We start from the raw sequence: 26,944 nt of genomic DNA, 5'->3' as shown, positions 1-26,944 counted from the left end.
CGAGTTGCTGGCCAATGGCAAGCTATGTGATGATTAGTATCGATTCTCATTTACCAGAAGACTCTGATGGCCGCGGGACACCACCCAGCGGCGTGGTGACTGTCTGTGAGTTCATCTGCCTATGCCACCCCTCCATCACTGGAGACACTGTACTGCGACCATCACGGCTGGCTGCAGGCGTGGCTGCGCAGGCGCCTGGGGCACGCCAGCGATGCCGCGGACCTGGCCCACGACACCTTCCTGCGGCTGATCGGCGGGGCCAGCCAGCCGCGCTTCGCCAGCATGGCCGAGGTGCGCGCCTATCTGCGAACCACCGCCAGGAACCTGTGCATCAACCTGTGGCGGCGCCAGGAAATCGAACGCGCCTGGCTCGACACCTTGGCGGCGCTGCCGGAAGAGCAGTGCCCCTCCGCCGAGCGGCAGGCCGCGGTTCTGCAGGCCCTGGAGGAAATCAGCTGCATGCTGCAGACGCTGTCCGCCAAGGCGGCACGGGCCTTTACCCTCGCCGTGGTGTGCGAGATGACCGACGACGAGGTCGGCGCGCAGCTGGGGGTTTCCGGGCGCATGGTACGCAAGTACGTGGCCCAGGCCATGCTCGCGTGCCTGACATTGCGCGCCGGCGAGACGGTTGCCGCGTTGCGCCAGGAGCCGCTCTACTGATGGCGAGCCCCGGTCACGAAAGCCCCCTGCCCTCGCACGCCGTGCTGGAGCAGGCGGCCTACTGGTACGCCACCCTGCGTGACGGCCAGGCCAGCGCCCAGCAGCGCGCCCACTGGCAGGCATGGCTGGGCGCGGATCAGATGCACGAGCAGGCCTGGCGTTATGTCGAAGGCGTCAGCCGCAACTTCGAGCCGCTGCGTGGCCGGCCCGACACGCACCTGGCTGCCGATGCGCTGGGTATCGCCGCCGAACGCATGCATTCGCGTCGCCGGCTGCTGACCGCAATGGCGGCCATCGGCACTGGCACCCTGTGCGGCTGGCTGGGCTGGCGTGAAGCGCTGCTGCCGCCCGCCCTGATGGCCTGGGGCGCGGATTACCGTACCGCCACTGGCGAGCAACGTGCGATAACCCTGGCCGATGGCTCCCGCGCCTGGCTCAACACCGCCAGTGCCATCGACCTGGCGTTCAGTGCCCGGGCCCGCCGCGTCACCTTGGTGCGCGGCGAGGTGTTCATCGCCACCGCCAAGGGCGCGCGGCCCTTTTACGTCGAGACCGAACATGGGCGCCTGCAAGCGCTGGGCACGCGCTTCAACGTGCGCTGCGAGGGCGAGCGAACCTGGCTGGCCGTCTATGAGGGCGCTGTGGAAATACGCACTGCCAAGGGCCCCGTCCGCGTGCTGAAGGCCGGCCAGCAGGCGCATTTCAGCGCCAGCCGCATCGGTGACAGCCAGGCCGCCGACGCGGCCCGTGAAGCCTGGACCCAGGGCTCGCTGCTGGCCGACAACATTTCCCTGCGCGAGGTGGTGCAGGAGTTGCGCCGCTATCGCCACGGCCACCTCGGCGTTGCCGATGAGGTGGCCGACCTGCGGGTGTATGGCAACTTCCCCATCCAGGACCCCGAGCGCGTGCTGCGCATGCTGGCCTCGGCGTTGCCGATCCGTATCGAACAGCCCCTGCCCTGGTGGGCGAGCATCGAAGCCCGGCGCTGAGCAAGGCGGGCAAAAAAAATCGGAAAAAGGGTTCCGGGTTTCGCCTGCTCGCTGGTTTACCCAGTGAGAAGACGTGAAACATCGCCGCATCGGCGCCTTGAGGGGCCGTATGGCATCGGCTGTCGAGGGTCTTCGCTCATCAACCCTTGTCCCCAGAGGAATGCCGTCCATGTCCCTCCGCTGTCACCCGCGCGCTGCCCACCCGGGTGTTGTCGCACACGCTTTTGCCCTGCGCCCGCTGACCCTGGCGCTTCACCTGGCGCTATCGGGTAGCGCCATGGGCCTGGCCGGCTGGTCGCCGGTCGCCATGGCCGGGGACAGCGTCGTGGCTAGCGCCGAGCGCAGCTACGACATTCCCGCCGGCCCGCTGGCCAGCGCGCTCACGCGTTTTTCCCGTGAGGCAGGCGTGTACCTGGTCGGTGCCGGCAGCATGGCCGAGGGCGTGACCAGCCCGGGCCTGCAAGGCAGCTACACGGTGTCGGACGGCCTGGCCGCGCTGCTTTCCGGAACCGGCCTGGAGGCCGTTCAGCAGGCCGATGGCAGCTATGGGCTGCAGAGGGCGCCAAGCGCGGAGCCCTATCGCCTCGCTCCCGTCATCGTCAACGCCCAGGCGGTAGCGGACGACCCCTCCGCCTCGGTGGTGACCCGGGAACTGTGGGTCGGCGGCAAGGTGGCGACCAACATCCAGAATACCCCGGCCTCGGTTTCCGTCGTGACCCAGAAGGAAATCGAGCAGCGCAGCGCCAGCACGACCGAGGAAATCCTCCAGTACACCCCGGGGACCATCACCGACTACTACGGCACCGATGACCGCAACGACTACTTCCTGATTCGCGGCTTCCAGGCCACCACCTACCGTGATGGCCTGACCCTGGGCTCGATGCGTGGCGTGCGCGAGGAGCCTTTCGCCTATGAGCGCGTCGAGGTGCTGCGCGGCGCCAACTCCACGCTGTTCGGCCCGGCCGACCCGGGCGGCTCGGTGAACTTCGTGACCAAGCAGCCGCGTTTCAACAAGTTCGGCCAGGTCTATGCGACCTACGGCTCGTTCAACCACATGGAGGCCGGCCTGGACACCGGCGATGCGAACGAAGAGAAGACCCTGGCCTACCGCTTCACCGGCAAGTTCCAGGACAGCGATCGCGAATACGACCACTCCCAGGACGACAACAACTTCCTGATGGGCGGCCTGACCTGGGCGCCGACGGCCTATACCTCCGCCACCCTGGTGGTGGATCACCTGCGCCAGGACAACACGCCCAACAGTGGCGGTTACCCGATGGACAGGGAGTATGACCGCGACAAGTTCTTCGGCGAGCCGAGCTACAACTTCCACGATGTCGAGCGCACCAACGTCAGCGCCAACTTCACCCATGATTTCGACAACGGTTTCACCCTGCGCAGCAACCTGCGCCACAGCGACCTGAGCGATGAATACGGCTATGCCTATATCAGCGACGCTTCCGGGCATACCGGAACCCTGGTCGACCGTGGCTACCTGGGTTCCGACAGCGAAGCCGAGCAGTTCAACGGCAACCTGATGCTGCAGTACGACGCGCGCTTCGAGAACATCGATAGCAGCAGCATCGTCGGCGTGGAATATCTCGACTCCTCTGCCAAGAACGTTTCCGTCTATGGCTCCGCCGACCCGATAGACGTTGCCAACCCGGTATACCGCGGCGTTTCGCCGGCCATCGTCTACCAAGACAAGGACCAGGACAGCACCATCAAGTCGGTGTTCCTGCAGCAGAACCTGTCGTTCTTCGAGCGTTTCATCGTCACCGCCGGCATGCGCAACGACTCCATGGACGTTTCCGAAACCGACCACCTCTACGGGGTCAAGTCCTCGGACAGCTTCTCGGAAAACTCTTTCCGCGGCGCGCTGACCTATATCGTCAACGATGAGGTTTCCACCTACGTCAGCATGGTGGAGTCGGTTTCCCCGCCCGAGGTCGGCGTCACTCCGGAGCGCGGCACCCAGTACGAAGTGGGTGTGAAGTATTCGCCGCAGGAGATGAACGCGCTGTTCTCCGCTGCCGTCTACCAGCTGACCCAGGACGATGTCGCCACCGCGGTCGTGCAGCCGAACGGCGTCATCGACCAGCAGACCGTGGGCTCGCAGCGCGTGCGTGGCCTCGACCTGGAGGTCAAGGCCGAGCTGACGGAGAACCTGAGCCTGGTCGGCGGCTACTCCTACATGGACACCGAGGTGCTTCGCGGTGCGCTGCAGGTATGGGCCGGGACGGGTTACGAGGTCGTGTCGATCAAGGGCAACCAGCTCGTCTCCGCACCCAAGCACTCGGCTTCGCTCTGGAGCTATTACAACGTGCCGGGAACGGATGTCAGCGTCGGCCTGGGCGCCCGCTACACAGGGGCCTACTATTTCGGCGACTTCAACAATACCGGCAAGAGCGACGCCACCACGCTGTTCGATGCCGCGTTCAACTACCAGATACTCAAGGACACCGACCTGGCCATCAACGTCAGCAACCTGTTCGACGAGCAGCACGTGGTCGGTCGCGGTAGCGCGGACTACTACAACCCGGGCCGCGAGATCACGGCCAAGGTGAGCTACAACTGGTAAGGCAGAGCGCGCTACCCGATCGATTCCGCTCGGGTAGCGCGTCCGGCTACGGCTTGTTTGTGAGCAACGCCGCGAATTGAAAAGGCCGCCTGGGGCAACCCGGCGGTCTTTTCTGTCTGGGGCTCGGCAGGAGGGAGGGCTGAGCGCGCCTTCTTCAGGCGGGCGCTACTGAAGCAGGCGCCCAGGCAGGTAATGAGTGTGGAACAACGGCGCCGCTCCTACCTGCTGGAAAGCCTGAAAGCAGACCAGCGACACTCGCTCGACGAGGCCTGGCAACAACTCAAGGCTGCCCGGTAGCGACTACCGGTCGAGCAGCCCTCCGGTCGCCGAGGCTCATCCTCTCCCACGCCATCGGAGTTGGGCATCTCTTCCAACGCAACCAGTGGATGCCCTGCGCCGCTCGATCCAGCCCAGCACGTCCACCAGGAAGGGGAAAAGCTGCGGGCGGTACCGATCCAGCAATTTCGCCCTGAACCATGGCGCCAGCATCGAGGGCAATGGCGCTGGTGCCGTCGAAAGAGACTCATGCGTGGCGCGAAGCTGTACGCGCCTGGGGCGCCCTCTGCGGAATTGCCGGGCGGCCGGGCCGCACTACACTGCGGTGATACCGACGCTCCTGGCCGAGACCACTCACATGCCGAACGATGCGCCTCCCGGGCCCTGGTGGTTGGATACGAGCGTAGGCACAGAGCCCACAGGCCCCCACGAAGGCTTGTCGGCCAGCGAGGCCAGGGAACGCCTCGCCCGCTTCGGGCCCAATGCATTTCACCGGCTCCGCGGGCGCTCGATGCTGCGTCAGTACCTCAGCCGCTTCAGGAATCCGCTGGTGCTCATCCTCCTGGCCGCGAGCGCCGTCTCGGCGTTCAGTGGCGAACTGGTCAACTTCACGATCATCGCCACGATGGTGCTGCTGAGCGTCACCCTGGACTTCGTCCAGGAATACCGGGCCAATGCCGCGGCGGAAAAGCTCCAGCAATCCGTCGCCGTGCGCACCAGCGTACTGCGCGACGGCGCACCGCTGGAGGTCGCGGTCACGGACGTGGTGCCCGGCGACCTGGTCCTGCTCAGCGCCGGCGACATGGTTCCCGCCGACGGCCTGGTGCTCGAGGCGCGGGACTTCTTCGTCAAGCAGGCGCTGCTGACCGGCGAGCCCTACCCCGTGGAAAAACACCCGGAGCGGCCCCCCGCCTCGGCCACCGAGTTGGCCGAGGCCAGCAATGCGGTGTTCATGGGCACCTCGGTGATCAGCGGCAGCGCCCGGGTGCGCCTGGTCAGGACCGGCGCCCGGACCGCCATCGGTGCCATTTCGGACAGCATCGCGCGGCCCTCGCCGCCGACCTCGTTCGAACTCGGCACGCGCCGCTTCGGCCTGCTGATCATGCGCCTGACGATGCTCATGGTGCTGTTCGTGCTGTTGGTGAACACCGCCTTCCACAAACCCTGGCTGGAGTCGTTCCTGTTCGCCGTGGCACTGGCCGTGGGCCTGACGCCGGAGCTGCTGCCGATGGTGGTTTCCGTCACCCTGTCCCGCGGGGCCCTGCGCATGGCCCGCAAGCAGATGATCGTCAAGCGCCTGTCGGCCATCCAGGACCTGGGCTCGATGGACGTCCTGTGCACCGACAAGACGGGCACCCTGACCGAAGCGGTCATCCACCTCGAACGCTATGTCGATCCACTCGGCCGGCCCAGCGCGCGGGTGCTGGAGCGGGCCTACTTCAACAGCTTTTTCGAGACCGGCCTGAAGAGCCCGCTCGACGAAGCCATCCTCGCCAATCGCCAGGTCGAACCGGGCAACTGGCGAAAAATCGACGAGGTCCCCTTCGATTTCGAGCGACGCCGTGTCTCCGTGCTCATCGACAATGGCCAGACACGCTGGCTGGTGGTCAAGGGCGCACCCGACGACGTTCTCGGCCTCTGCACGCACTACGAAAGCGGGCCGGAAGCCGCCGCACGCCCCCTGGACGAAACCGCGCAGGCAGCCGTCCATGGCCAGTACCACGCCCTCGAACAGGAGGGGCTACGGGTGCTGGGCATCGCCTGGCGCCCAGTCCCACGGGACCATCCCCACGCGCGGGTCGACGACGAGAGCGCGCTGGTGCTGGCCGGCTTCGTGGCCTTTCTCGACCCACCCAAGGCCAGTGCCGGCGCCGCCCTGGCCGCCCTCGCCAGGGTTGGCGTGGGCATCAAGATCGTCACCGGCGACAGCGACCTGGTCACCCGGCACGTCTGCGGGCAACTGGGCGTGCCGGTCAGGGGCCTGCTGACCGGCAAGGAAATAGCCGGGATGGACGACCAGGCCCTGCGCGCCCGGGTGGAGACGGCCAACCTGTTCTGCCGGGTCAACCCCGGGCAGAAGGAGCGCGTGCTCCGGGCCCTGCGCGCCCGCGGCCATGTGGTGGGCTACCTGGGCGACGGCATCAACGATGCGCCGTCGCTGCACGTGGCGGACGTCGGCCTGTCCGTGGATTCGGCGGTGGACGTGGCGAAGGAGGCGGCCGACATGATCCTCCTGAAGCACGACCTGCACGTACTGCTCTCCGGCGTGCTGGAGGGCCGCCGGACCTTCGGCAACGTCATGAAGTACATCATGATGGGAACCAGCTCCAACTTCGGGAACATGTTCAGCATGGCCGGCGCGGCGTTGTTCCTGCCGTTCCTGCCCATGCTGCCGACGCAGATACTGCTCAACAACACCCTCTACGACCTCTCGGAAATCGCCATTCCGCTGGACAAGGTGGATACCCGGGACATCCGCCACCCGCAGGTGCTGGACCTGGACTTCATCCGCAACTTCATGCTGATCATCGGGCCGATCAGCTCGGTGTTCGACTTCCTCACCTTCTACGTCATGCTGCACGTGCTGCAGGCCGGCGAGAAACTGTTCCAGACCGGCTGGTTCGTCGAGTCGCTGTGCACCCAGGTGCTGGTGATCTTCATCATCCGCACCCGCGGCAACCCGCTCCGCAGCCGTGCGCACCCGCTGCTGACGATGACCTCGCTGGCGGTCGTGGCCCTGGCGATAGCCCTACCCTTCACGCCGCCGGGGCGCTACTTCGGCTTCGTTCCGCCACCGACGATGTTCTACGCCCTGCTCGGCGGGATGGTGCTGGCCTACCTGCTGGCCGTGGAGTTCGCCAAGCGGTGGTTCTACCGCTGGATGCAGGCCCGCACGGCCGCCCACCCAGCGACGGGCCAGGCGCCTCCGTGACGGATGCGGGCTCGCGGCGGCGAAACAGACCAGAAGTGAGCCAGGACATTTTCGCCCCGGGCCACGCCTGGAGGCCCTGAAGCCGGCTGCGGCGGACCGGGCCAACTGTTGGCCTGGAGACAGCCGCCCAACAGTATGGCCGGAAGAGCAACAGTAAAGGCCCGGCGCAAGGCCACAGCCCCCGGAGCCACTGGGGGCGCCGGTGGCACAGGGATTGCCTCGGGGCACCACGGCGTATTCCCGGGAACACCTCGCATGAGCCCTGCCCTGCCAGGTGCGCAGCGTCAACCTGACTAGCCTGTTCAGCATCGCCTGCGCCTGCCGGGGCAAAGCACAAAGGGAACGCCTGTCGATCCGAATTCCAGCAAGACCCCGTGCCATGCGTGCACCCACGGGGAACGCCCCAACTTCGACGATGGCAACGAGGATAGCAACATGAGTCTGGACGCATTCTGTGCCCCACCACCTTCCGGCGACCCAAGCCTCCCCCACGACGACCGGGAACAGGAGATCCGAGCATGAAGATCATCGACATGCGCTGCCGCCCCGCCTTCCTGCATCCCTTCTTCGGCGCCGTGCCCGGCTCGGCCGAACACGCTACGGCGCGCTGGCTGAACCGGCGCGTCGGCACCCGTGGCGACGATACCCACTTCGAACGCTCGCTGAGCCACGAAGGCTTCCTTGCCGAGGTGCGCGACGCCGGCCTGTACAAGGCCGTGGTGGTCGGTCGGCATACGCCAACGCAGCACCTGCCCAACGAACGGATCCACGCCATCGTGAATGGCCATGCGCAATTGCTTGGCATAGGCGCGGTGGACCCGGCGTTGCAGGGCGTGGAAGCTGCGCTGGCGGAGATCGATCATGCAATCGACGAGCTGGGCCTCGCCGGCATCGACCTGGAGCCCGGCTTCGGCGAACCGGCCCGGCACCCTGACGATGCGCTGTACTGGCCGATCTACGAGCACCTGCAGAAGCGCGCCATTCCCTTGTTCCTGATGAGCGGGCCAACGACGCCGGACCCGGCCTACAACGACCCCGGCCGCCTGGCGGCAGTGGCCCGGGCCTTCCCCGACCTGCGGATCGTCGTCTACCACGGCTTCTGGCCCAACGTGCAGCAGGCCATCGGCCTGGCCTTCCGCTACGAGAACATCCACCTGGTGCCGGACATGTACCTGTTCCTGCCCGGTAGCGAAGCCTACGTGCAGGCAGCCAACGGCTTCCTCGCCGACCAGTTGCTGTTCGGCTCGTCCTATACCTTCAGGCCCATCCGCCAAAGCATCGAGGACGCCTTGCGCCTCGGCCTGGCCGAGCAGGTCCAGGAGCGTTTCTTCCACGGCAACGCCGCACGCCTGTTCGGGCTCGACTGAGTGGCGCAACGCCCGCAGCGCCGTCGTGATCACGGCGCTGCGGGGAACGGATAACGAAACAGTTGCCGAAACCCGGTACGCAACCCGGAACGCCTGATTACGACCGATCCTGGGATTGGGCCTTTCGTCAGCAGGAATCCGGAAAGTGCCTGCGGAAAGGCTGGACTTGAAGATGGGCCTGAAAGCCCTGGCCGGGGGTGGATTCCGGCAGATGGCGCAGAAACGAAAAAAGGGCCTTTCGGCCCTTTCTTCAGCGACTTACAGCATTCACCGAACCCTGCAAGTCAATATTTGGAGCGGGAAACGAGACTCGAACTCGCGACCCCGACCTTGGCAAGGTCGTGCTCTACCAACTGAGCTATTCCCGCGTCGTGTTGACGGGCGCCATTCTATCTTTTTCTGGAGCCTCGTCAACCCTTTGATTCAAAAAAAGTTATTTCTCTTTCGGGGTGGTGCTCAGGTGCGGCCAGGCGGCCAGCAGGTAGTGCAGCATGGACCACAGGGTCAGGGCCGCGGCGACGATCAGCAGCCCGTAGCCCAGCAGCACCCAGAAGGTGAACACCGGGGCGTTGGCCAGCAGGATCACCAGGGCCGCCATTTGCGCGGCGGTCTTCCACTTGCCCAGGTTGGACACGGCGACGTGGGCGCGGGCGCCCAGTTCGGCCATCCATTCGCGCAGCGCCGAGACCACGATCTCGCGGCCGATGATGATCACCGCCGGCAGCGTCAGCCACAGGTTGGCGTGCTCTTCCACCAGCAGAACCAGGGCCACCGCGACCATCAGCTTGTCCGCCACCGGGTCGAGGAAGGCGCCGAACGGCGTGCTCTGGCCCAGCTTGCGCGCCAGGTATCCATCCAGCCAGTCGGTCGCCGCGGCCAGGGCGAATACCGCGCTGGAGGCCAGGTGGCTGCCCGGGAACGGCATGTAGAACAGCAGGATGAAGATCGGGATGAGCAGGACGCGGAGCAGAGTGAGCAGGTTCGGAATATTCATCGGGACCACTGGCCGGTGAGTTGAGCCCGGCATTCTACTCGCTGTGCAGGGCAGCATAAATCTGCTCGGCCAGCTTTTTGCTGATGCCCGGGGCTTTGGCGATCTCCTCGATACTGGCCCGGCCCAGTTCCTGCAACCCACCGAAATGCTTGAGCAGCTCGCGGCGGCGCTTGGGCCCCACGCCCACCACCTCTTCCAGGCTCGAGGTGCGCCGGGCCTTGCCGCGGCGCGCGCGGTGGCCGGTGATGGCGAAACGGTGCGACTCGTCGCGGATCTGCTGGATCAGGTGCAGCGCCGGGGAATTCCCCGGCAGGGTGAATTCGTGCTCGGCATCGTTGAGGTAGAGGGTCTCCAGGCCCGGCTTGCGCGTCACGCCCTTGGCCACGCCGAGCAGGATCAGCCCGCTCACCGCCAGTTCCTGGAGCACTTCCCGGGCCATGGCCAACTGGCCCTTGCCACCGTCCACCAGGAGGATGTCGGGCATCTTGCCCTCCCCCTCCTTCAGGCGGCTGAAGCGCCGCGTCAGGGCCTGGTGCATGGCGGCGTAGTCGTCGCCGGGGGTGATGCCCTCGATGTTGAAGCGGCGGTAGTCGGACTTCAGCGGGCCCTCGGGGCCGAACACCACGCAGGAGGCCACCGTGGCCTCGCCGCTGGAGTGGCTGATGTCGAAGCACTCCAGGCGTTGCGGCGGCTCGTCCAGGTCCAGCGCCTCGGCCAGGGACTCGAAGCGCGCGGCGACGTGCTGGCGGTTGGCCAGGCGCGCGGCCAGGGCCTGCTCGGCATTGGTGATTGCCAGTTGCTGCCAGCGCGCACGGGTGCCGCGCACCCGGTGGCTGATCTCCAGCTCGCGGCCACGGGCGCTGGCGATGGCCTCCACCAGCACCGGGAAGTCCTCGTGCACGGCGTTGACGATCAGCTCGGCCGGCAGCTCGCGCTCATGGTGGCTCAGGTAGTACTGGCCGAGGAAGGCCAGCAGCACCTCGCTCAGGTCTTCCTCGATGCCCACCTGGGGGAAGAAGTTCTTGCTGCCCAGCACCCGCCCGCCGCGCACGCTGATCAGGTGCACGCAGGCGCCGCCGGGGTTGACCATGGCGGCGATGACGTCGACGTCGCCGTTGCCGCCCTCCATGCTCTGCTGGTCCTGCACGCGGCGCAGGATGGCGACCTGGTCGCGCAGCTCGGCGGCGCGCTCGAAGTCCAGGCGCATCGCCGCCTGCTCCATGTCGCTGCTCAGCTCGTCGGCCAGCTGGTTGCTGCGGCCTTCGAGGAACATCACCGAGTGGCGCACGTCCACGGCATATTCCTCGGGCTCGACCAGGCCGACGCAGGGGCCCTTGCAGCGCTTGATCTGGTACTGCAGGCAGGGCCGGGTGCGGTTGCGGAAGTAGCTGTCCTCGCACTGCCGCACCAGGAAGGCCTTCTGCAGCAGGGCCAGGCTCTCGCGGATGGCGCCGGCGCTCGGGTAGGGCCCGAAGTAGCGGCCCTTGGCCTTCTTGGCGCCACGGTGCAGGGCCAGGCGCGGGTATTCGTCCTCGCTCGACAGGTAGACGTAGGGGTAGGACTTGTCGTCGCGCAGGAGGATGTTGTACGGCGGCCGCCACTCCTTGATCAGCGTCTGCTCCAGCAGCAGCGCCTCGGTCTCGTTGGCGGTGATGGTGGTCTCGACCTGGGCGATGCGCGCCACCAGGGCGGCGGTCTTGGGCGCCAGGCCGGTCTTGCGGAAATAGCTGGCCAGGCGCTTCTTGAGGTTCTTCGCCTTGCCGACGTAGAGCAGCTTGGCGTCCGCATCGAACATGCGATAGACGCCGGGGCGGCCGCTGCAGGTGGAGAGGTAGGCTGCCGAATCGAACACTGCGCTCATCTAGTTGCTGGCATCCACCATGCCGTGGCGCACTGCCAGCAGCGCCAGCTCGACGTCGCTGGTGATGGAGAGCTTCTCGTAGATGCGGTAGCGGTAGGTGTTCACCGTCTTGGGCGACAGGCAGAGCTTGTCGGAGATGCTCTGCACCTTGTGGCAATTGGCGATCATCAGGGCGATCTGGATCTCGCGCTCGGACAGCGAGTCGAACGGCGAGCCGCCCTTCTCCGGCTCGAAGGACTTCAGCGCCAGGCTCTGGGCGATCTGCGGGCTGATGTAGCGCTGCCCGGCGAAGACCTGGCGGATGGCCTGGACCATTTCCTCCAGGGCCGCGCCCTTGGTCAGGTAACCGGAGGCGCCGGCCTGCATGAGGCGCGTGGGGAACGGGTCTTCCTCGCAGACGGTCACGGCCAGGACGCGCACGTCCGGCTGGCTGCGCATCAGCTTGCGGGTGGCTTCGAGGCCGCCGATGCCGGGCATCTTCACGTCCATCAGGACGACGTCGGGCTTGAGCTCGCGGGCCAGCCGCAGGGCGTCCTCGCCGGACTCCGCCTGCCCCACCACCTGCAGGCCCTCGATGTCGGCCAGCATGCGGGTAATTCCGGTGCGCACCAGATCGTGGTCATCGACCACCAGCACCTTGATCACACAGCACCTCATGCATAAAGAGTGGAACCGGGCGCTGTGCGAGCGCCATCGAATCCGCGAACCTTAACAGAAAGCGATGCCCTGACCTAGCTTGGAACACAGCCGTCAAATTGCAAGCGCCAACGAACCAGCGAACGCCCCCTGGGCGCCCGCGCCAAGCTCACCAGGCCGCCAGCGAAGCGTCAAGGGTGGGCATCACGGCCATTCTTTCGGCTGAGACCGACGGTCGCGGGTACGCGACGGCGCGAAGGCCGCGGGCCATGCATCGACGCCCGCCGATACCGCCGCGACACGACCGCCCGGGCCCCGCCCCGACGAACGTCCCCGCCGCGTTACCAAAAGTGCCCGCCACGCACCAGCATGACGCACGCCGCGGCCAGGAAGTTACCTTTCGATGCCCCACCGGCAGCCTGCTGCCCTCCCCCATCTTCCCCGAACCTCTGGCGGATCAAGTACTTGCGCCTCGAACAGCCGTCCTGGCACGGCACCTGCTTGATTGCATGCATGGATAATTGGATACAGAAATCCAAAAGGAGCGCCCCATGCGCCTGGTACCCAACTACGACCGCCAACCCGTCACCGCCGAGGAAGAGGCCTACAGTTACCTGCTGGACGCCATCTGCAAGGGCCAGTACCGCACCGGCGACCGCCTGATCGCCGAAGACATCGCCAACGACATCGGCATGAGCCGCATGCCGGTGCGCGAGGCCTTCCGCCGCCTGGCCGCCGAAGGCCTGGTAACGCTACGGCCAAACCGCGGGGCCATCGTCAGCGGGCTGAACATCGAGGAAATGCGCGAAGTCTTCGAGATGCGCAGCGCCCTGGAAGGCCTGGCCATCCGCCTCGCCGTGCCGAAGCTGGGCGAACGCCAGCTGGCGCGTCTGGAACGCCTGCTGGACGAGATGGACGACTACCGCGACGACAGCGCCGAGTGGGTGAGCCGCCACCGCGTCTTCCACGAATACCTCTGCAGCCTGGCCGAGCGCCCGCGCCTGCTGCGCCAGATAAACGCGCTGTACTCGGTGATCGAGCCACACATGCGCCTGTGGCTGCAGCACGTCGACAAGCCGATGAGCGCCCGCGAGGAGCACGCGGTGATCCTCGACGCCCTGCGCAGCGGCGACGCCCGCGAAGCCGAGCGCGTGCTCTGCGAGCACATCGAGGGCACGGTGCCCTCGCTGCTGAAGTTCCTCGAAGCGACGGGCGCCTGAGACCCGGCCTTCGCCTGTCCCGTTGAACTGCCACGGCAACCCCACCCACTGGAGCTGAACATGTTCGTACGCAGGATTCCGCAGTGCCTTCTCGCCCTCTGCCTCACCGCCCCGCTGGCCCACGCCGACGCGGTGAAGATCCCCGACCGCCTGCAGGCCGCCGACAAGGTGGTGTTCTGCGGCGGCATGGACTCCCCGCCCATGGGCTTCTACGACGCCTCGCAGAAGCTCACCGGAGTGACCGTCGACCTCGGCGAGGCCATCGCCAAGCGCCTGGGCGACAAGCGCATCGAATGGCGGGTGACGCCCTTCTCCGGGCTGATCCCGGCGCTGCTGGCCAGGCAGTGCGACATGCTGGTGGACCAGCTGTTCGACAAGCCCGAGCGGCGCGAAGTGATCGACATGGTCAACTACATGTACTCCAGCCAGGCCGTGGTGGTCGCCAAGGGCAACCCCAAGGGCATCCATACCCTGGACGACCTTTCCGGGAAGAAGGTGGCGGTGCTCAACGGCTCGACCATCCGCACCCTGCTCGACGCCCATAACGAGAAGCTGAAGCAGGCCGGCAAGGCGCCGCTGAAGGTCATCGTCTACAACACCGACACCGACGCCTTCCAGGCCCTGCGTATCCAGCAGGCCGACGCCTACGGCACGACCGTGGAAACCGCCGGCTACTACCAGGGCATGGCCCCGGACCTGTTCGAGATCGGCGTGCCGGCCTTCGCCCGCATCCTCACCGGGCTGGGCATCCGCAAGGACGACAAGCAGCTCAGCGAAGCGGTGCAGCAGATCATCAGGAACATGCAGGCCGACGGCAGCTACCAGGCGTTGCTCGCCAAGTGGCACATCGAAGGCGACAAGCTCGACTGAGCCGAGGTAAGCGACCATGAACTTCAGCTGGGACGTGTTCTGGCAATACCTGCTCAAGCCGAGCGACATCTACCTGTACGGGCTCTGGCTGACCTGCGTGATCGCCGTCAGCGCCATGCTCCTGGGCTGCGTGCTCGGGCTGCTGGCGGCGCTGATGCGGCTGTCGTCCAACCCGCTGCTGCAGTACCCGGTGCGCTTCTACGTGTGGCTGATGCGCGGCACCCCGCTGCTGGTGCAGATCGTCTTCCTCTACACGGCGCTGGCCGCCGGCGGGGTGTTCCGCTTCGAGGACCTGGACCTTGGGCTGTTCGTCCTGCCCGGCAACATCCAGGCGGCGATCATCGCCCTGGGCCTGAACGAGGGCGCCTATATGGCCGAGATCATCCGCGCCGGCATAGGCGCGGTGGACAAGGGCCAGTACGAGGCCGGGCGTTCCCTGGGCATGACCTTCGCCAAGCTGATGCGGCGCATCGTCCTGCCCCAGGCCTTCCGCGTCATCGTTCCGCCGCTGGGCAACGAGTTCAACGTGATGCTCAAGAACACCACCCTGGTCAGCGTGATCGGCGTGCAGGAGCTGCTGCTGAGCACCCAGATGGTCACCTCGGCGACCTTCCGCGTGTTCGAGCTGTACCTGGTGGTGGCCATCTACTTCCTGCTGCTGACCACCCTCTGGGGCTTCTTCCAGCGCTGGCTGGAGAAACGCTTCGGCAAGTCCGAAGGCAACGCCCCGGCGGCGCCGAGCCGGATGTTCGGCCAGCAGGCCATGAAACTGCTGAGGGGGCGCTGAAATGATCCCGACCGCGAAAGAAGTGGTGATCCAGGCCCGCGACGTGCACAAGGCCTTCGGCGAGCTGGAGATCCTCAAGGGCGTGTCGCTGGACGTGCACAAGGGCGAGGTGGTGGTGCTGATCGGCGCCTCCGGATCGGGCAAGACCACCTTCATCCGCTGCATCAACCTGCTGGAAGACATCCAGGGCGGCAGCATCCGCGTCAACGGCGCGCTGATGGGCTACCGCGAGCGCGCCGACGGCAAGCTAGTGCGCGACTCGGAAGCCAACATCGCCCGCCGCCGCCGCGACATCGGCATGGTGTTCCAGCGCTTCAACCTGTTCCCGCACATGACCGTGCTGGAGAACATCATCGAGGCGCCGACCCAGGTGCTCGGCCTACCGCGCGGCGAAGCCATCGAACTGGCCCGCCGGCTGCTGGCCCGGGTGCGCCTGGCGGACAAGGCCGAGCACTACCCGGCGCAGCTCTCAGGCGGCCAGCAGCAGCGCGTGGCCATCGCCCGCGCCCTGGCGATGAAGCCCCAGGCGATGCTGTTCGACGAACCCACCAGCGCGCTGGACCCGGAAACCGTGGGCGAGGTGCTGCAGGTGATGAAGGAGCTGGCCGAGGAAGGCATGACCATGGTGGTGGTCACCCACGAGATGGGCTTCGCCCGCGAAGTGGCCGACCGCGTGGTGGTGCTGCACCAGGGCGAGCTGATCGAAGAAGGCCCGCCGGCCCAGGTGTTCGGCAACCCCCACCACCCGCGCACGCGGGAATTCCTCAGCCGCGTACTCTGATTCAAGGACGCCCTCCATGCTGCGTTTCTCCGCCCACGAATACCCCTATGCCTCCCAGCGCCAGAGCGTCTTCGCCCGCAACGGCATGGTCGCCGCCTCGCAGCCGCTGGCCGCCGAGGCCGGCATCGCCATGCTGCGCGCCGGCGGCAACGCCATCGACGCTGCCATCGCCACCGCGGCGGCGCTGACGGTGGTCGAGCCCACCGGCTGCGCCATCGGCGGCGACGCCTTCGCCCTGGTCTGGATCAAGGACAAGCTGCACGGCCTGGACGCCAGCGGCCATGCCCCGGCCTCGCTGAGCATCGACGCGGTGAAGGCCGCCGGCCACGTGAAGATGCCGGTGCACGGCTGGCTGCCGGTCACCGTGCCGGGCATTCCCTCGGCCTGGGCCGCGCTGTCCGAACGCTTCGGCAAGCTGCCCTTCGCCGACCTGCTGCAACCGGCCATCGCCCTGGCCCGCGACGGCTTCCCGGTGTCGCCGGTGGTGGCCCACCAGTGGCGCATCGCCCAGGACGAATACCAGGCCAGCCGCGAGCGCGAACCAGCCCTGGAAGCCTGGTTCGCCACCTTCCTGGTCGACGGCGAGGCGCCGCAGGCCGGCCAGCTGTTCCGCAACCCGGCCCAGGCGCGAACACTCGCCGAACTGGCCGAGACCCAGTGCGAAAGCTTCTACCGCGGCGCCATCGCCCAGCGCCTGGCCGCCCATGCCGCCGCCAGCGGCGGCCACCTGGACGCGGCGGACCTGGCCGGCTACCGGCCGAAGTGGGTCGAGCCGATCAAGACCAACTACCGCGGCTACGACGTCTGGGAAATCCCGCCCAGCGGCCAGGGCCTGATCGCCCTGATGACGCTGAACATCCTCCAGGGCTTCGACTTCGACCAGCGCGACAGCCAGCTCACCTGGCACCGCCAGCTGGAAGCGATGAAGAAGGCCTACGCCGACGGCCTGCACTACATCACCGACCCCGAGCACATGCGCGTGGCCTGCGCCGACCTGCTCGGCGCCGACTACGCCGCCCGCCGCCGCCAGGAGATCGGCGAGCGCGCGCAGCCACCGCGCCACGGCGACCCGCACGCCAGCGGCACGGTGTACATCGCCGCCGCCGACGGCGAGGGCAACATGGTCTCGTTCATCCAGAGCGCCTACCACGGCTTCGGCTCCGGCGTGGTGCTGCCGGACAGCGGCATCGCCCTGCAGAACCGCGGCTCGGAATTCAGCCTCGACCCCGACCACGCCAACGCCCTGGCCCCGGGCAAGCAGACCTTCCACACCATCATCCCCGGCTTCCTCAGCAAGGACGGCGTGGCGGTCGGCCCCTTCGGCGTGATGGGCGGCTACATGCAGCCGCAAGGCCATGTGCAGGTGGTGATGAACCTGGTGGACTTCGGCCTCAACCCGCAAGCGGCGCTGGACGCCCCGCGCTGGCAATGGCTGGGCGGGATGAAGGTGGGCATCGAGCAGACCGCCCCGCGCGACCTGGCCTTCGCCCTCGCCCGCCGCGGCCACGAGGTGCAGGTGGCCTGCGACCTGACCGACTACGGCCGCGGCCAGATCATCGTCCGCGACCCCGTCACCGGCGTGCTCTGCGGCGGTACCGAACCACGGGCGGATTCGCATATCGCGGTGTGCTGAGGCGCCCCGCTCCTACGGGGTGGGAAAGCCGTGTCTCACGGCAACTGTAGGAGCGGGCCCTGCCCGCGATTCGCGCGCAGGGCGCGCTCCTACAAGGGGGCACGGTGCATGAGCAACCCGGAGCCGATCTCATCCGCGAATCACGCCGGAACGGCCGGCTATCGCGGACAGTGGAATACCATGCCTCATGATGAACTGTAGGAGCGGGCCCTGCCCGCGATTCGCGCGCAGGGCGCGCTCCTACAAGGGGGCGCGGTGCATGAACAACCCGGAGCCGATCTCATCCGCGAATCACGCCGGAACGGCCGGCTATCGCGGACGGAGTCCGCTCCTACAGGGCGATACCGCCCATCTTCCCCGTCGGCCCATCACCGCGTAGGGCGCATAACGCCTACGGCGTTATCCGCCGCCCCCAGGCCCGCAACGGCTCAGGCCGCCAGGCACTGCTCCAGGCCGGCCTCCAGCCTTTCGCGCAGGCCGGCATCGGCGCTGGCGATGAACACCAGGCAGTTCTCCCCCTCCTGCGCCTGCGCCGCCAGGAACTGGCTGCGGCCGCCCACGTACTGCAGCCACAACGGCTGTTCGCGGCCGCGGACCTGGACGCGGCCCTTGAGGCGGAACAGGCCCTCCGGCAACTGCTCGAGCCAGGCGCGCAGGCGCTGCGGGTCGAGCTGGCCGGCGTGGCGCCAGGTCCAGCTGTCGAACAGCTCGCCGTGGTTCTGCCTGCCCACCGCCTGCAGGCGCCGCGGGCGCGCGTCCGGGCGTTCGCCGTAGAGCAGCTCGTCGGGGATCTGCGCCTGCACCGTCTGCAGCATCCGCCGCGGCTCGCCGAAGCGCTGGCGCAGGGCCTGCAGTTGCTCCGGCGTGGCGATGTCGGCCTTGTTCAGCAGCAGCAGGTCCGCTGCCGCCGCCTGGCGCCGCTCCAGTTGCGCGTATTCGCCTTCCAGCGGCTGGCTGCGGGCGGCGTCCACCAGGGTGACCAGCGCATCCAGGTGCATGTGCCTGCGCAGTTGCGGGTAGCCCAGGGCCTGGACGATCGGTTGCGGGTCGGCCACGCCGCTGCATTCGATGACGATGCGTTCCACCGGCGGCTGGACCTGGGCCAGGCGGCCGAGCTGGGCCAGCAGGTCGTCCTGCATGGTGCAGCACAGGCAGCCGTTCTGCAGGGCGTACACCGCGTCGCTCTGCTCGGCGATCATCTCGGCGTCCACGTTCAGCTCGCCGAAGTCGTTGACGATCAGCGCCAGGCGCTGCCCGGCGCACTGCCGCACCAGGCGGCGCAGCAGGGTGGTCTTGCCGGCGCCGAGGAAGCCGGCAACCACGGTCACCGGGATGCTCATCGGTCGTCCCCCATCACCTGCGGCACCTCGCCCTGCCATACCGCCTGCAGCGGGCCGTTGGCGAAGGTGCCCTGGCGGTCGTACACCGGGCGACCCTCGACGAAGGTCTGCTCGACCTGGGTACGGTGGATGTAGCCGCGCGGCGGCTGGGCGAAAAGGTCGCGGTCGAGGACGATGAAGTCCGCCGACTTGCCGGCCTCGATGCTCCCCGTCAGCGCCTCCAGGCCCATGGCGTGGGCGCCGTTGAGGGTCACCACCTTCAGCGCCTGCTCCAGGCCGATGGGCTCGCCGAAGCAGGCAGGGTCGTCGTTCCAGGGGTTCTGCCGGGTGACCATGGTCTCCAGGGCCAGCCAGGGGTCGATGGAGGCCACCGGCCAGTCGGTGCCCATCACCGCGATGCCGCCAGCGGCCAGCACGCCCTTGTAGTCGTAGATGCGCTTCAGCCGCTCGGCGCCGTAGCCGGAGCGCGCGCCGCTGGCGAAGGGCGTGGGGTACCAGGCCGCCGGGGAGAACTCGGCGATCACCTCCAGCTCGCGGAAGCGCCTGAGGTTGCCCGGATGCAGGAGAGTGCTGTGCGCGCACTGGTGGCGGATGCCGCTGAAGCCGTTGCGCCGGCGCGCCTCGGCCACGGCGTCGAGGAACACGTCGGAGGCGCCGTCGCCGGTGCAGTGGGCGATGACGCGGATGCCGCGGCGGTCCATGTCCACCACCATGTCGGTGATGTGCTCGGGGGTCAGGTTGAGCTTGCCGCGCCAGCTGTCCTCGCCCGGCCAGGGGCTGATGAGGAAGGACGAGCGCGGTTCCACGGTGCCGTCGAAGTGGAACTTCACCGCGTTGGCCGACAGCCGCGCACTGCGGTAGTAGTGGCGCTCGCCGCTGAGCAGTTCCCAGCGCCGGCGCACCGGGAAGATGTCGTCCTGCCAGCTGATGGCCGCTTCCACCCGCAGGGTCAGCTGGCCGGCGTCGTCCAGTTCCTTGAGCGCCTGCAGGCGGCGCTCGCAGACGTGCACGTACTTGCTGGCGGTCACGCCGCGGGCGCTCTGGAAATGCACGCCGTCGCGGTAGGCGCGGCGCAGCACCTCGATGGGCGTCGGCGGCATGGCGGCGTGGATCAGCGCGTAGGCGCCGTCGATCAGCAGGCCGTTGGGCTCGCCGGTCAGCTCGTCGCGCTCCAGGTAGCCGTTGCGCGGGTCGGGGGTGCTGGCGTCGATGCCGGCCAGCGCCAGGGCGCGGGAGTTGGCCATCATGGTCCCCCACATGCGGTCGAGCAGCGCCACCGGGCGGTCCGGCAGCACGCTGTCGAGCCACTCGCGGCCCGGCTTCAGCCCGGCCTCGCGGAAGGTGTAGCGCACCCAGTACTGGCCATAGACCCAGCCGTCGCCGGGGTGACTGTCGGCGTAGGCGCGGATGGCCGCGGCCAGCTGCTCGGGGCTCGGGTCCTCGATGCCGACGTCGAGGTCGTCGGCGTAGCGCGGCGCCAGGGCCAGGTCCGGGTGGGTGTGCATGTCGTGCAGGCCGGGCATGCAGAAGGCCCCGCCGAGGTCGTGCTGCAGGGTCCGCGGCCCCACCAGGTGCTCCAGCGCCTCGGCACGGCCGACGGCGAGGAAGCGGCCGTCGCGGATGGCCACGGCCTCGGCCCAGGGCTGCGCCGGGTCGAGGGTGTAGAAGCGGCCGTTGCGCAGCAGCAGGTCGGCGTGGCGGTTGGCAGGCGAATGGGACGAACGGAAAGTATCGGGCGCCGTCATCTCGGTGCTCCCTTGTTGTTTTGCGCCGAGTATAGGGAGCTGCCAGCGACCACGGACTAGCATAAGATGACAACTCGCTAGCCTCAGATAACAACAACATCCATGCCCGACCAGCAGTCCGAGATCGACTACGCCGCGCGCCAGCTGTACCAGCGCTTCCTCGAGGAATGGCAGGCCCGCCCGCACCTGCCGCCCCTGGCGCCGCTGCTCGCCGGCCTGGGCGTGCCGGCCGCCGAGGCCGCCGCCGGCATGACCTTCGCCCGCTACTACCGCCTGCTGCGCCAGGCCGCCGGGCTGCTCGGCGCCAGCGACTTCTTCCTGCGCCTGGGCCAGCGCTACAACCTGTTCGACCTCGGGGTGATCGGCTACGCGCTGATCAGCGCGGCCAACCTGCGGCGCTCCTGGGACATCTCCCTGGGCCAGCCCTCCAGCCTGCTGCCCCACCCCATCCACGTGGCCCGCGAGGAACACGGCGAGCACCTGGTGCTGGCCCTGCAGGCGCCGCCCTACAGCCCGATGGAAAGCCAGGCGCTGCTGGAGGAATGGTTCAGCAGCACCTGGCGCTGGTTGTGCCAGCGCCTGCCGGAGCTGGCCGAGTGCGACGGCATGCAGGTGCGCCTGCCGTTCGCCGCGCCGGCCCATGCCGCGCTCTATGGCGAAATCTTCCCCGGCCGCGTGGAATTCGCCACCAGCCGCGCCGAACTGCGCATCCCCAGGGCCTTCCACGACCGCCCCTTCTCCACCTCCAACCCCTCGGTGCTGCGCCTGTGCCAGGCCCAGGGCGCGGCCACCCTGGCCAGTTTCGAGAGCGGCGAGGCGCTGCCCGACGACCTGCGCTTCTACCTGCTGCAGAACGCCCGCGTGCCGCTGCCGGACCTGGAGCAGGCCGCCGCGCACTTCCGCCTGCCGCCGCACACCCTGCAGCGGCGCCTGCGCGCCCACGGCCTGACCTTCAAGGGCGTGGTCTACGAGGTGCGCATGGCCCTGGCCGAGCGCTACCTGCTGGCCAGCCACATGAGCCTGCAGGAGATCGCCTTCCTGCTCGGCTACGAGCACGTCACCAGCTTCCACCGTGCCTTCCTGCGCCATGCCGGGACCACCCCGGAAGGCTTCCGCCAGCGGCGCGCGCAAGCGCGCCAGGAGTGACCCCATGCGTTTCCCCTCGATGACCGCCCTGCGCGTGCTCGACGCCGTCGCCCGCCTGGGCAGCCTGTCCGCCGCGGCCAGCGAGCTGAGCCTCACCCGCAGCGCCGTGAGCCACCAGTTGCACAGCCTGGAGGACTGCCTGGGCACCGCGCTGATCGAGAAGGCCGGGCGCGGCATCGTGCTCACCTACCGCGGCGAGTACTTCGCCCGCGAGACCCAGCGCGCCCTGGCCATCCTCAACGAGGCGCGGCGCTTCACCGACGCCCAGGAGATCGCCGGGCGCCTGTGCGTGAGCTGCACCCCGGGCTTCGCCACCTACTGGCTGTGCCACCAGATCGGCCAGTTCCAGCGCGCCCACCCGCAGGTGGAGCTGAACCTGGTGGCGCCGCGCATCCCCGACGACGTCAGCAACCGCGACGTCGACCTGTTCATCGCCTACGGCGTGGGCGACTGGCCGGACCTGCACGTGGAGCTGATCGCCACCCTCGACACCTTCCCGGTGTGCAGCCCCTCGCTGCTCAACGCCGCCGGCGGTCTGGACTCGCCCGAGGACCTGGCCAACCTGCCGCTGCTGCACATGGTCGACCACTCCGACTGGCTGCTGTGGGCCGCGGCCGCCGGGGTGCGCGACCTCAACGTGCGCAACGGCATCGTCTTCTCCGACGCGCACCTGGTGCAGTCGGCGGCCATCGCCGGCCAGGGCGTGGCCATGGGCGACGCCCTGGTCAGCGGCGACGCCATGGCCAAGGGGCAACTGGTACGGCTGTTCAACGTCTCCATCGAGCCGCCGAACCGCTACTACTTCGTCACCGACGCGGCCAAGACCGAACGTCCCGACGTGCAGGCCTTCAAGGCCTGGATGAAGGCCGAGCTGCGGCTGTCCGAGCAATTCCGCAAGGGCAGCCGCGGCGGTGTGATAGGTGAAGGAAACAGGTGAAGGAATTTGAACAATGACGGCAAAAAAACGCGATTGAAGCGAAGAAGGATTTGACAATACTGCGCAAAAGGGCCGCTGACCGACCAGTCGGCCCACTCGTACAAGAACAAGAAACGAGGTAAAGCGCAGTGGAGCGACAGCCCCAGCTTCGTGCCATCCAGATCGGCAAGCGTTACGGCGATTTCCGAGCCCTGGACGAGGTGTCCATCGATATCCAGCAAGGCGAATTCCTCACCCTGCTCGGCCCTTCCGGTTCCGGCAAGACCACCTTCCTGATGATCCTCGCCGGCTTCCAGGACCCGTCCAGCGGGCGCCTCGAGGCCCAGGGCGGCGACATCACCCGGCGCCCGGCGGAAAAACGCAACTTCGGCATGGTGTTCCAGGGCTACGCCCTGTTCCCGCACATGAGCATCGAGGACAACGTCGCCTTCCCGCTGAAGATCCGCGGCGTGAAGGCCGAGGAACGCAACCGCCGGGTGCGGCGCATGCTCGAGGTGGTCGGCCTCGGCGAGCACCTGGGCAAGCGCCCCGGCGAGCTGTCCGGCGGCCAGCAGCAGCGCGTGGCCATCGCCCGCGCCCTGGTGTTCGAGCCGGACATGCTGCTGCTCGACGAACCGCTCTCGGCGCTGGACAAGAACCTGCGCGAGCAGCTGCAGCAGGAACTGCAGCGCATCCACCGCCAGGTCGGCACCACCTTCGTGTTCGTCACCCACGACCAGAACGAAGCCCTCGCCCTGTCCACCCGCATCGCCATCTTCAACCGCGGCCGCATCGCCCAGATCGACACCCCGCAGACCATCTACAACCAGCCCAGCAACCGCTTCGTCGCCGAATTCCTCGGCAAGATGAACCTGTTCCCGCTGAGCCAGGTGGGCCGCGCCGGCGCCCTCGCCCGCGGGCGCTTCGGCGACGCCGAGCTGCACGCCGAACCCTCGGCCGCGCTGGACGCCGCCGCGCCGCTGCTGGCGGTGCGCCCGGAGCACATGCAGCTGCACAGCACGCTGCCCAGCGTCGCCGGCCACAACGTGGTGCAGGCGGTGCTCACCGCCAAGACCTACCAGGGCGCCAGCACCGAGCTGGGCCTGGCCACCGCCGCCGAAGGCGCCTTGCCCATGAGCCTGGCGGTGCACGCCGACCACCAGGCCGCGCGCCTGAACCAGGGCTCCCGCGTCTGGCTGAGCTGGCCGATCGAGAAGAGCCTGCTGCTCGCCTGACCCGGGCCCCGCGCCCATCCCCTTTCGCTATTCCCCTGCCTGGGAGCCGCCACATGTTCAACCCGCATCAGCAAGACTGCATCGAAGTCCTCATGGACAAAGCCCGCCGCGGCCAGGTCGACCGCCGCACCTTCCTCAAGGGCATGGGCCTGCTGGCCGCCCTGCCCCTGGCGCTGCGCAGCGGCGTCAGCTTCGCCGCCGGCGACAAGCCGCTGGTGGTGGTGAACTGGGGCGGCGACGCCATCAAGGCGTTCGGCAAGGCCTGGACCGAGGGCTTTTCCAAGGCCACCGGCATCCCGGTGAAGATCGACGGCAGCGGCCCCACCGAGGGCGCCATCCGCACCCAGATGAGCAGCGGCCGGGTGAGCTGGGACGTGGTCGACGCGGAAAGCTCCATCCTGCAGAACCTGGGCAAGGAAAACCTGGTCGAGCCCATCGACTACAGCATCGTGTCGAAGGACAAGGTGCTGCCCGGCTTCGCCTACGAATACGGCATCGCCGACTACATGCTCAGCTACGTGATCGCCTACGACAGCGAGCGCTTCGGCGACAAGGCGCCGAAGACCTGGAAGGACTTCTGGGACGTGGAGGCCTTCCCCGGCAAGCGCACCCTGTACAAGTGGATGAACGGCATGCTGGAAGCCGCGCTGCTGGCCGACGGCGTGCCGGCGAACCAGCTCTACCCGCTGGACGTGCCGCGCGCGCTGAAGAAGATCGACGAACTCAAGCCGCACATCCTGGCCTTCTGGGGCTCGGGCGCCGAGACCCAGCAGCTGCTGATCGAGGGCGAGGTGAGCATGGGCGCGATCTGGAACACCCGCGCCCAGGTGATCACCGAGGACAGCGAAGGGCGCATCAAGTGGACCTTCGACAACGCTCTGCTCGGCTGCAGCAACTGGGGCGTGCTCAAGGGCAACCCGGCGGGCAAGGACGCGGCCATGCGCTTCATCGCCTACGCTCAGGACCCGCAGTCCCAGGTGGAACTGTTCAAGCTGTTCGGCAACGGCCCGGCCAACCCCGCCGCCGCCTCGCTGATCCCGGCCGACCGCAGGCACCTGAACTGCACCGACCCGGACAACCTGCCGCGGCAGATCATGCTCAGCCACGAGTGGTACACCGACCACTATGCGGTAGCCCTGGAGCAGTACCTGACCCACGTGTCCAAGTGAGATAAGCCCATGGCCGAGAACCCCTCGCGGCTGAAGCTGGCCTTCCTGCTGGCGCCGCTGCCGCTGGTGCTGCTGCTGTTCTACGTGCTGCCCTTCGCCGGGGTGGTGGGCTGGAGCTTCAGCCTGCCCACCCCGGGCATCGAGCAGTACCAGCGCATCGCCAGCGACCCGGCGATCCACGACGTGCTCTGGCGCACCTTCCGCCTGTGCACCACGGTGAGCGTGGTGTCGCTGCTGATCGCCTACCTGATGGCCTACTGCTGGGTGTACAGCCCGCCGTTCTGGCAGCGCATGGTGGAGATCTGCGTGTTCATCCCCTTCTGGCTGTCGGTGCTGGTGCGCGCCTTCGGCTGGCTGATCGCCCTGCGCAGCAACGGCCTGCTCAACGGCTGGCTGCAGGCCCTGGGCATCACCAGCGAGCCGCTGCAGCTGACGCGCAACGAGCTGGGCGTGGTGATCGGCATGGTCCACTTCATGGTGCCCTTCGCGCTCTTCCCGCTGGTGTCCACCATGCGCCGCCTCGACCCGCGCGTGCTGCTGGCCGCGCGCGGCCTGGGCGCCGGGCAGCTGCGCACCTTCTGGAGCATCTTCGTGCCGCAGACGGTGCCGGGCATCCTCGGCGCCTTCATCATCGTCTTCGTGTTCTGCCTGGGCTTCTTCATCACCCCGGCGATCCTCGGCGGCGGGCAGACGGTGATGGTGGCCGAGTACGTCTACCTGCAGATGTTCCAGACCAGCAACTGGGGCCTGGGCGCGGCGCTCAGCGTGGTGCTGCTGGCGCTGGTGGCCGGGCTGATCTGGGCGCTGCTGCGCATGACCCGCGTCGATAAACTGGTGGGCTGACGAGATGAACGCACACGAAAGCAAGGCACCAAGCCGCCTGCTCGCCGCCATGGCGATGATCTTCATGCTGTTCCCGCTGCTGGCGGTGATCCCGGTGTCCTTCACCGGCAAGCGCTTCCTCTCGATGCCCGACGGCAACTGGTCGCTGCGCCACTACAAGGCGCTGCTGGACAGCCCCGAGTGGCTCTCGGCGGTGGGCCAGAGCCTGGTGGTGGCCAGCGCCACCTGCGTGGTCGCCACCGCCCTGGCGGTGAGCTTCGCCCTGGGCATCTGGTACCTGCGCTCGCGCTGGGCGACCCTGCTGATCGGCCTGGTGCTGCTGCCCATGGCGATCCCACCGATGATCTCGGCGATGGTCCTGTACTTCATGGAAACCACCGTCAGCAAGTTCGCCCCGGGCCTGGGCTACGACACCCTGTTCGGCCTGACCATCGCCCACATCGTGATGGTGGTGCCCTACGGCGTGGTGACCATGCTGGTGGCGCTGAGCCAACTGGACCGGCGTATCGAACTGGCCGCGCGCAACCTCGGCGCCAGCCTGGCGCAGACCACCTTCCTGGTGGTGCTGCCGAACCTCAAGCTGGGCGTGGCCAGCACCGCGCTGCTGTGCTTCGCGCTGAGCTGGGAAGAGATCGCCGTGACCCTGTTCGTCACCAGCACCGAGGTCAACACCCTGCCGCGGCAGATCTGGTCCGGCCTGCGCGACAACATCGACCCGGCGGTGGCGGCCATCTCGGTGCTGCTGATCGCCCTAACCCTCATCGCCCTGCTCGGCCGCATGCTGGCCAGCCGCGCCGCCGCAAGACCGGCCGGGCACTGAGCAGCCAAGCCGGCGGCGTTGTCCGGGGGATTGTCGGCGCCCCGGACAGCGCCGCCGGCCTGGTTCACCTACAGGCACCACGGGGCCGCTTTTCGTAGGAGCGAGCTTGCTCGCTCCTACGAGAAGCCATGCTCGCCAGCAAC

21 protein-coding genes and 1 tRNA gene are annotated in these 26,944 nt (G+C 67.9%); 16 read left to right on the top strand and 6 right to left on the bottom strand.

What is annotated here, in order from left to right; translation table 11 throughout:
- Positions 1 to 105: 105 nt before the first annotated feature.
- The 5 genes from DK254_RS11340 to DK254_RS11320 all read left to right on the top strand — a co-directional run bounded on the left by DK254_RS11340 (position 106) and on the right by DK254_RS11320 (position 8,805).
- Positions 106 to 660, top strand: a complete 555-nt coding sequence (locus tag DK254_RS11340) for a sigma-70 family RNA polymerase sigma factor (RefSeq protein WP_109933850.1) — start codon at positions 106 to 108, stop codon at positions 658 to 660.
- On the top strand, positions 660 to 1,649 hold the full coding sequence (locus DK254_RS11335; protein WP_109933849.1) for a FecR domain-containing protein: 990 nt from the start codon (positions 660 to 662) through the stop codon (positions 1,647 to 1,649). The genes DK254_RS11340 and DK254_RS11335 overlap by 1 nt, the downstream gene beginning before the upstream one ends.
- A 277-nt stretch (positions 1,650 to 1,926) precedes the next feature.
- Entirely contained in the window at positions 1,927 to 4,230 is a 2,304-nt protein-coding gene (locus DK254_RS11330; RefSeq protein WP_256595855.1) for a TonB-dependent siderophore receptor, read from the top strand.
- A 634-nt stretch (positions 4,231 to 4,864) separates the two neighbouring features.
- Positions 4,865 to 7,438 (top strand): magnesium-translocating P-type ATPase, encoded by a 2,574-nt coding sequence (mgtA, locus tag DK254_RS11325; protein WP_109933848.1) that lies wholly within the window; start codon positions 4,865 to 4,867, stop codon positions 7,436 to 7,438.
- A 518-nt stretch (positions 7,439 to 7,956) separates the two neighbouring features.
- Positions 7,957 to 8,805, top strand: a complete 849-nt coding sequence (locus DK254_RS11320; protein ID WP_109933847.1) for an amidohydrolase family protein — start codon at positions 7,957 to 7,959, stop codon at positions 8,803 to 8,805.
- A gap of 292 nt (positions 8,806 to 9,097) precedes the next feature.
- Here the strand turns inward: DK254_RS11320 and DK254_RS11315 are convergent.
- From DK254_RS11315 to uvrY, 4 genes are all read right to left on the bottom strand, one after another.
- A tRNA-Gly gene (locus DK254_RS11315) sits at positions 9,098 to 9,173 on the bottom strand.
- Positions 9,174 to 9,238: 65 nt separating this feature from the next.
- Positions 9,239 to 9,799 (bottom strand): CDP-diacylglycerol--glycerol-3-phosphate 3-phosphatidyltransferase, encoded by a 561-nt coding sequence (gene pgsA / locus DK254_RS11310; protein WP_009619678.1) that lies wholly within the window; start codon positions 9,797 to 9,799, stop codon positions 9,239 to 9,241.
- Positions 9,800 to 9,833: 34 nt separating this feature from the next.
- Positions 9,834 to 11,660, bottom strand: coding sequence for an excinuclease ABC subunit UvrC (uvrC, locus tag DK254_RS11305; RefSeq protein WP_109933846.1), 1,827 nt, complete (start codon positions 11,658 to 11,660; stop codon positions 9,834 to 9,836).
- Complete coding sequence (gene uvrY, locus DK254_RS11300; RefSeq protein ID WP_009619673.1) at positions 11,661 to 12,305, bottom strand: UvrY/SirA/GacA family response regulator transcription factor; 645 nt, start codon at positions 12,303 to 12,305, stop codon at positions 11,661 to 11,663.
- 542 nt (positions 12,306 to 12,847) lie between these two features.
- Here uvrY and DK254_RS11295 point away from each other — a divergent pair.
- From DK254_RS11295 to DK254_RS11275, 5 genes are read left to right on the top strand one after another with little or no spacing between them, the layout of a single operon-like run.
- Positions 12,848 to 13,516 (top strand): GntR family transcriptional regulator, encoded by a 669-nt coding sequence (locus tag DK254_RS11295; protein WP_109933845.1) that lies wholly within the window; start codon positions 12,848 to 12,850, stop codon positions 13,514 to 13,516.
- Positions 13,517 to 13,576: 60 nt separating this feature from the next.
- On the top strand, positions 13,577 to 14,386 hold the full coding sequence (locus DK254_RS11290) for an ABC transporter substrate-binding protein (RefSeq protein ID WP_109933844.1): 810 nt from the start codon (positions 13,577 to 13,579) through the stop codon (positions 14,384 to 14,386).
- A 16-nt stretch (positions 14,387 to 14,402) separates the two neighbouring features.
- Positions 14,403 to 15,173 (top strand): amino acid ABC transporter permease, encoded by a 771-nt coding sequence (locus DK254_RS11285; protein WP_089391392.1) that lies wholly within the window; start codon positions 14,403 to 14,405, stop codon positions 15,171 to 15,173.
- Position 15,174: 1 nt separating this feature from the next.
- On the top strand, positions 15,175 to 15,954 hold the full coding sequence (locus DK254_RS11280) for an amino acid ABC transporter ATP-binding protein (RefSeq protein ID WP_109933843.1): 780 nt from the start codon (positions 15,175 to 15,177) through the stop codon (positions 15,952 to 15,954).
- Between the two features lie 16 nt (positions 15,955 to 15,970).
- Positions 15,971 to 17,587, top strand: coding sequence for a gamma-glutamyltransferase family protein (locus DK254_RS11275; RefSeq protein WP_109933842.1), 1,617 nt, complete (start codon positions 15,971 to 15,973; stop codon positions 17,585 to 17,587).
- A 428-nt stretch (positions 17,588 to 18,015) separates the two neighbouring features.
- Here DK254_RS11275 and DK254_RS11270 read toward each other — a convergent pair whose 3' ends face one another.
- Complete coding sequence (locus DK254_RS11270; RefSeq protein ID WP_109933841.1) at positions 18,016 to 18,927, bottom strand: GTP-binding protein; 912 nt, start codon at positions 18,925 to 18,927, stop codon at positions 18,016 to 18,018.
- On the bottom strand, positions 18,924 to 20,672 hold the full coding sequence (locus DK254_RS11265; protein WP_109933840.1) for an amidohydrolase: 1,749 nt from the start codon (positions 20,670 to 20,672) through the stop codon (positions 18,924 to 18,926). Before DK254_RS11265 ends, DK254_RS11270 begins: the two co-directional genes overlap by 4 nt.
- A 102-nt stretch (positions 20,673 to 20,774) precedes the next feature.
- Here DK254_RS11265 and DK254_RS11260 point away from each other — a divergent pair, with 102 nt between their 5' ends.
- The 6 genes from DK254_RS11260 to DK254_RS11235 all read left to right on the top strand — a co-directional run bounded on the left by DK254_RS11260 (position 20,775) and on the right by DK254_RS11235 (position 26,801).
- On the top strand, positions 20,775 to 21,818 hold the full coding sequence (locus DK254_RS11260) for an AraC family transcriptional regulator (protein WP_109933839.1): 1,044 nt from the start codon (positions 20,775 to 20,777) through the stop codon (positions 21,816 to 21,818).
- 4 nt (positions 21,819 to 21,822) lie between these two features.
- Positions 21,823 to 22,755: a LysR substrate-binding domain-containing protein gene (locus DK254_RS11255; RefSeq protein ID WP_089391398.1), complete on the top strand. Its 933-nt coding sequence runs from the start codon at positions 21,823 to 21,825 to the stop codon at positions 22,753 to 22,755.
- A gap of 128 nt (positions 22,756 to 22,883) precedes the next feature.
- A complete protein-coding gene (locus DK254_RS11250; protein ID WP_109933838.1) occupies positions 22,884 to 23,969 on the top strand; it encodes an ABC transporter ATP-binding protein in 1,086 nt (361 codons plus the stop codon).
- A 53-nt stretch (positions 23,970 to 24,022) separates the two neighbouring features.
- The gene (locus DK254_RS11245; RefSeq protein WP_109933837.1) at positions 24,023 to 25,138 is read left to right on the top strand and encodes an ABC transporter substrate-binding protein; all 1,116 of its coding nucleotides are present in this window, start codon (positions 24,023 to 24,025) and stop codon (positions 25,136 to 25,138) included.
- Between the two features lie 9 nt (positions 25,139 to 25,147).
- Positions 25,148 to 25,981, top strand: coding sequence for an ABC transporter permease (locus DK254_RS11240; protein ID WP_109933836.1), 834 nt, complete (start codon positions 25,148 to 25,150; stop codon positions 25,979 to 25,981).
- A gap of 4 nt (positions 25,982 to 25,985) precedes the next feature.
- Positions 25,986 to 26,801: an ABC transporter permease gene (locus DK254_RS11235; RefSeq protein WP_109933835.1), complete on the top strand. Its 816-nt coding sequence runs from the start codon at positions 25,986 to 25,988 to the stop codon at positions 26,799 to 26,801.
- Positions 26,802 to 26,944: the final 143 nt, after the last annotated feature.

Source organism: Pseudomonas sp. RW407, assembly GCF_003176655.1.
GTDB classification, from domain to species: domain Bacteria; phylum Pseudomonadota; class Gammaproteobacteria; order Pseudomonadales; family Pseudomonadaceae; genus Pseudomonas; species Pseudomonas delhiensis.
The sequence above is the reverse complement of the archived record's forward strand: the minus strand, read 5'-3'. Positions and strand labels throughout refer to the sequence as shown.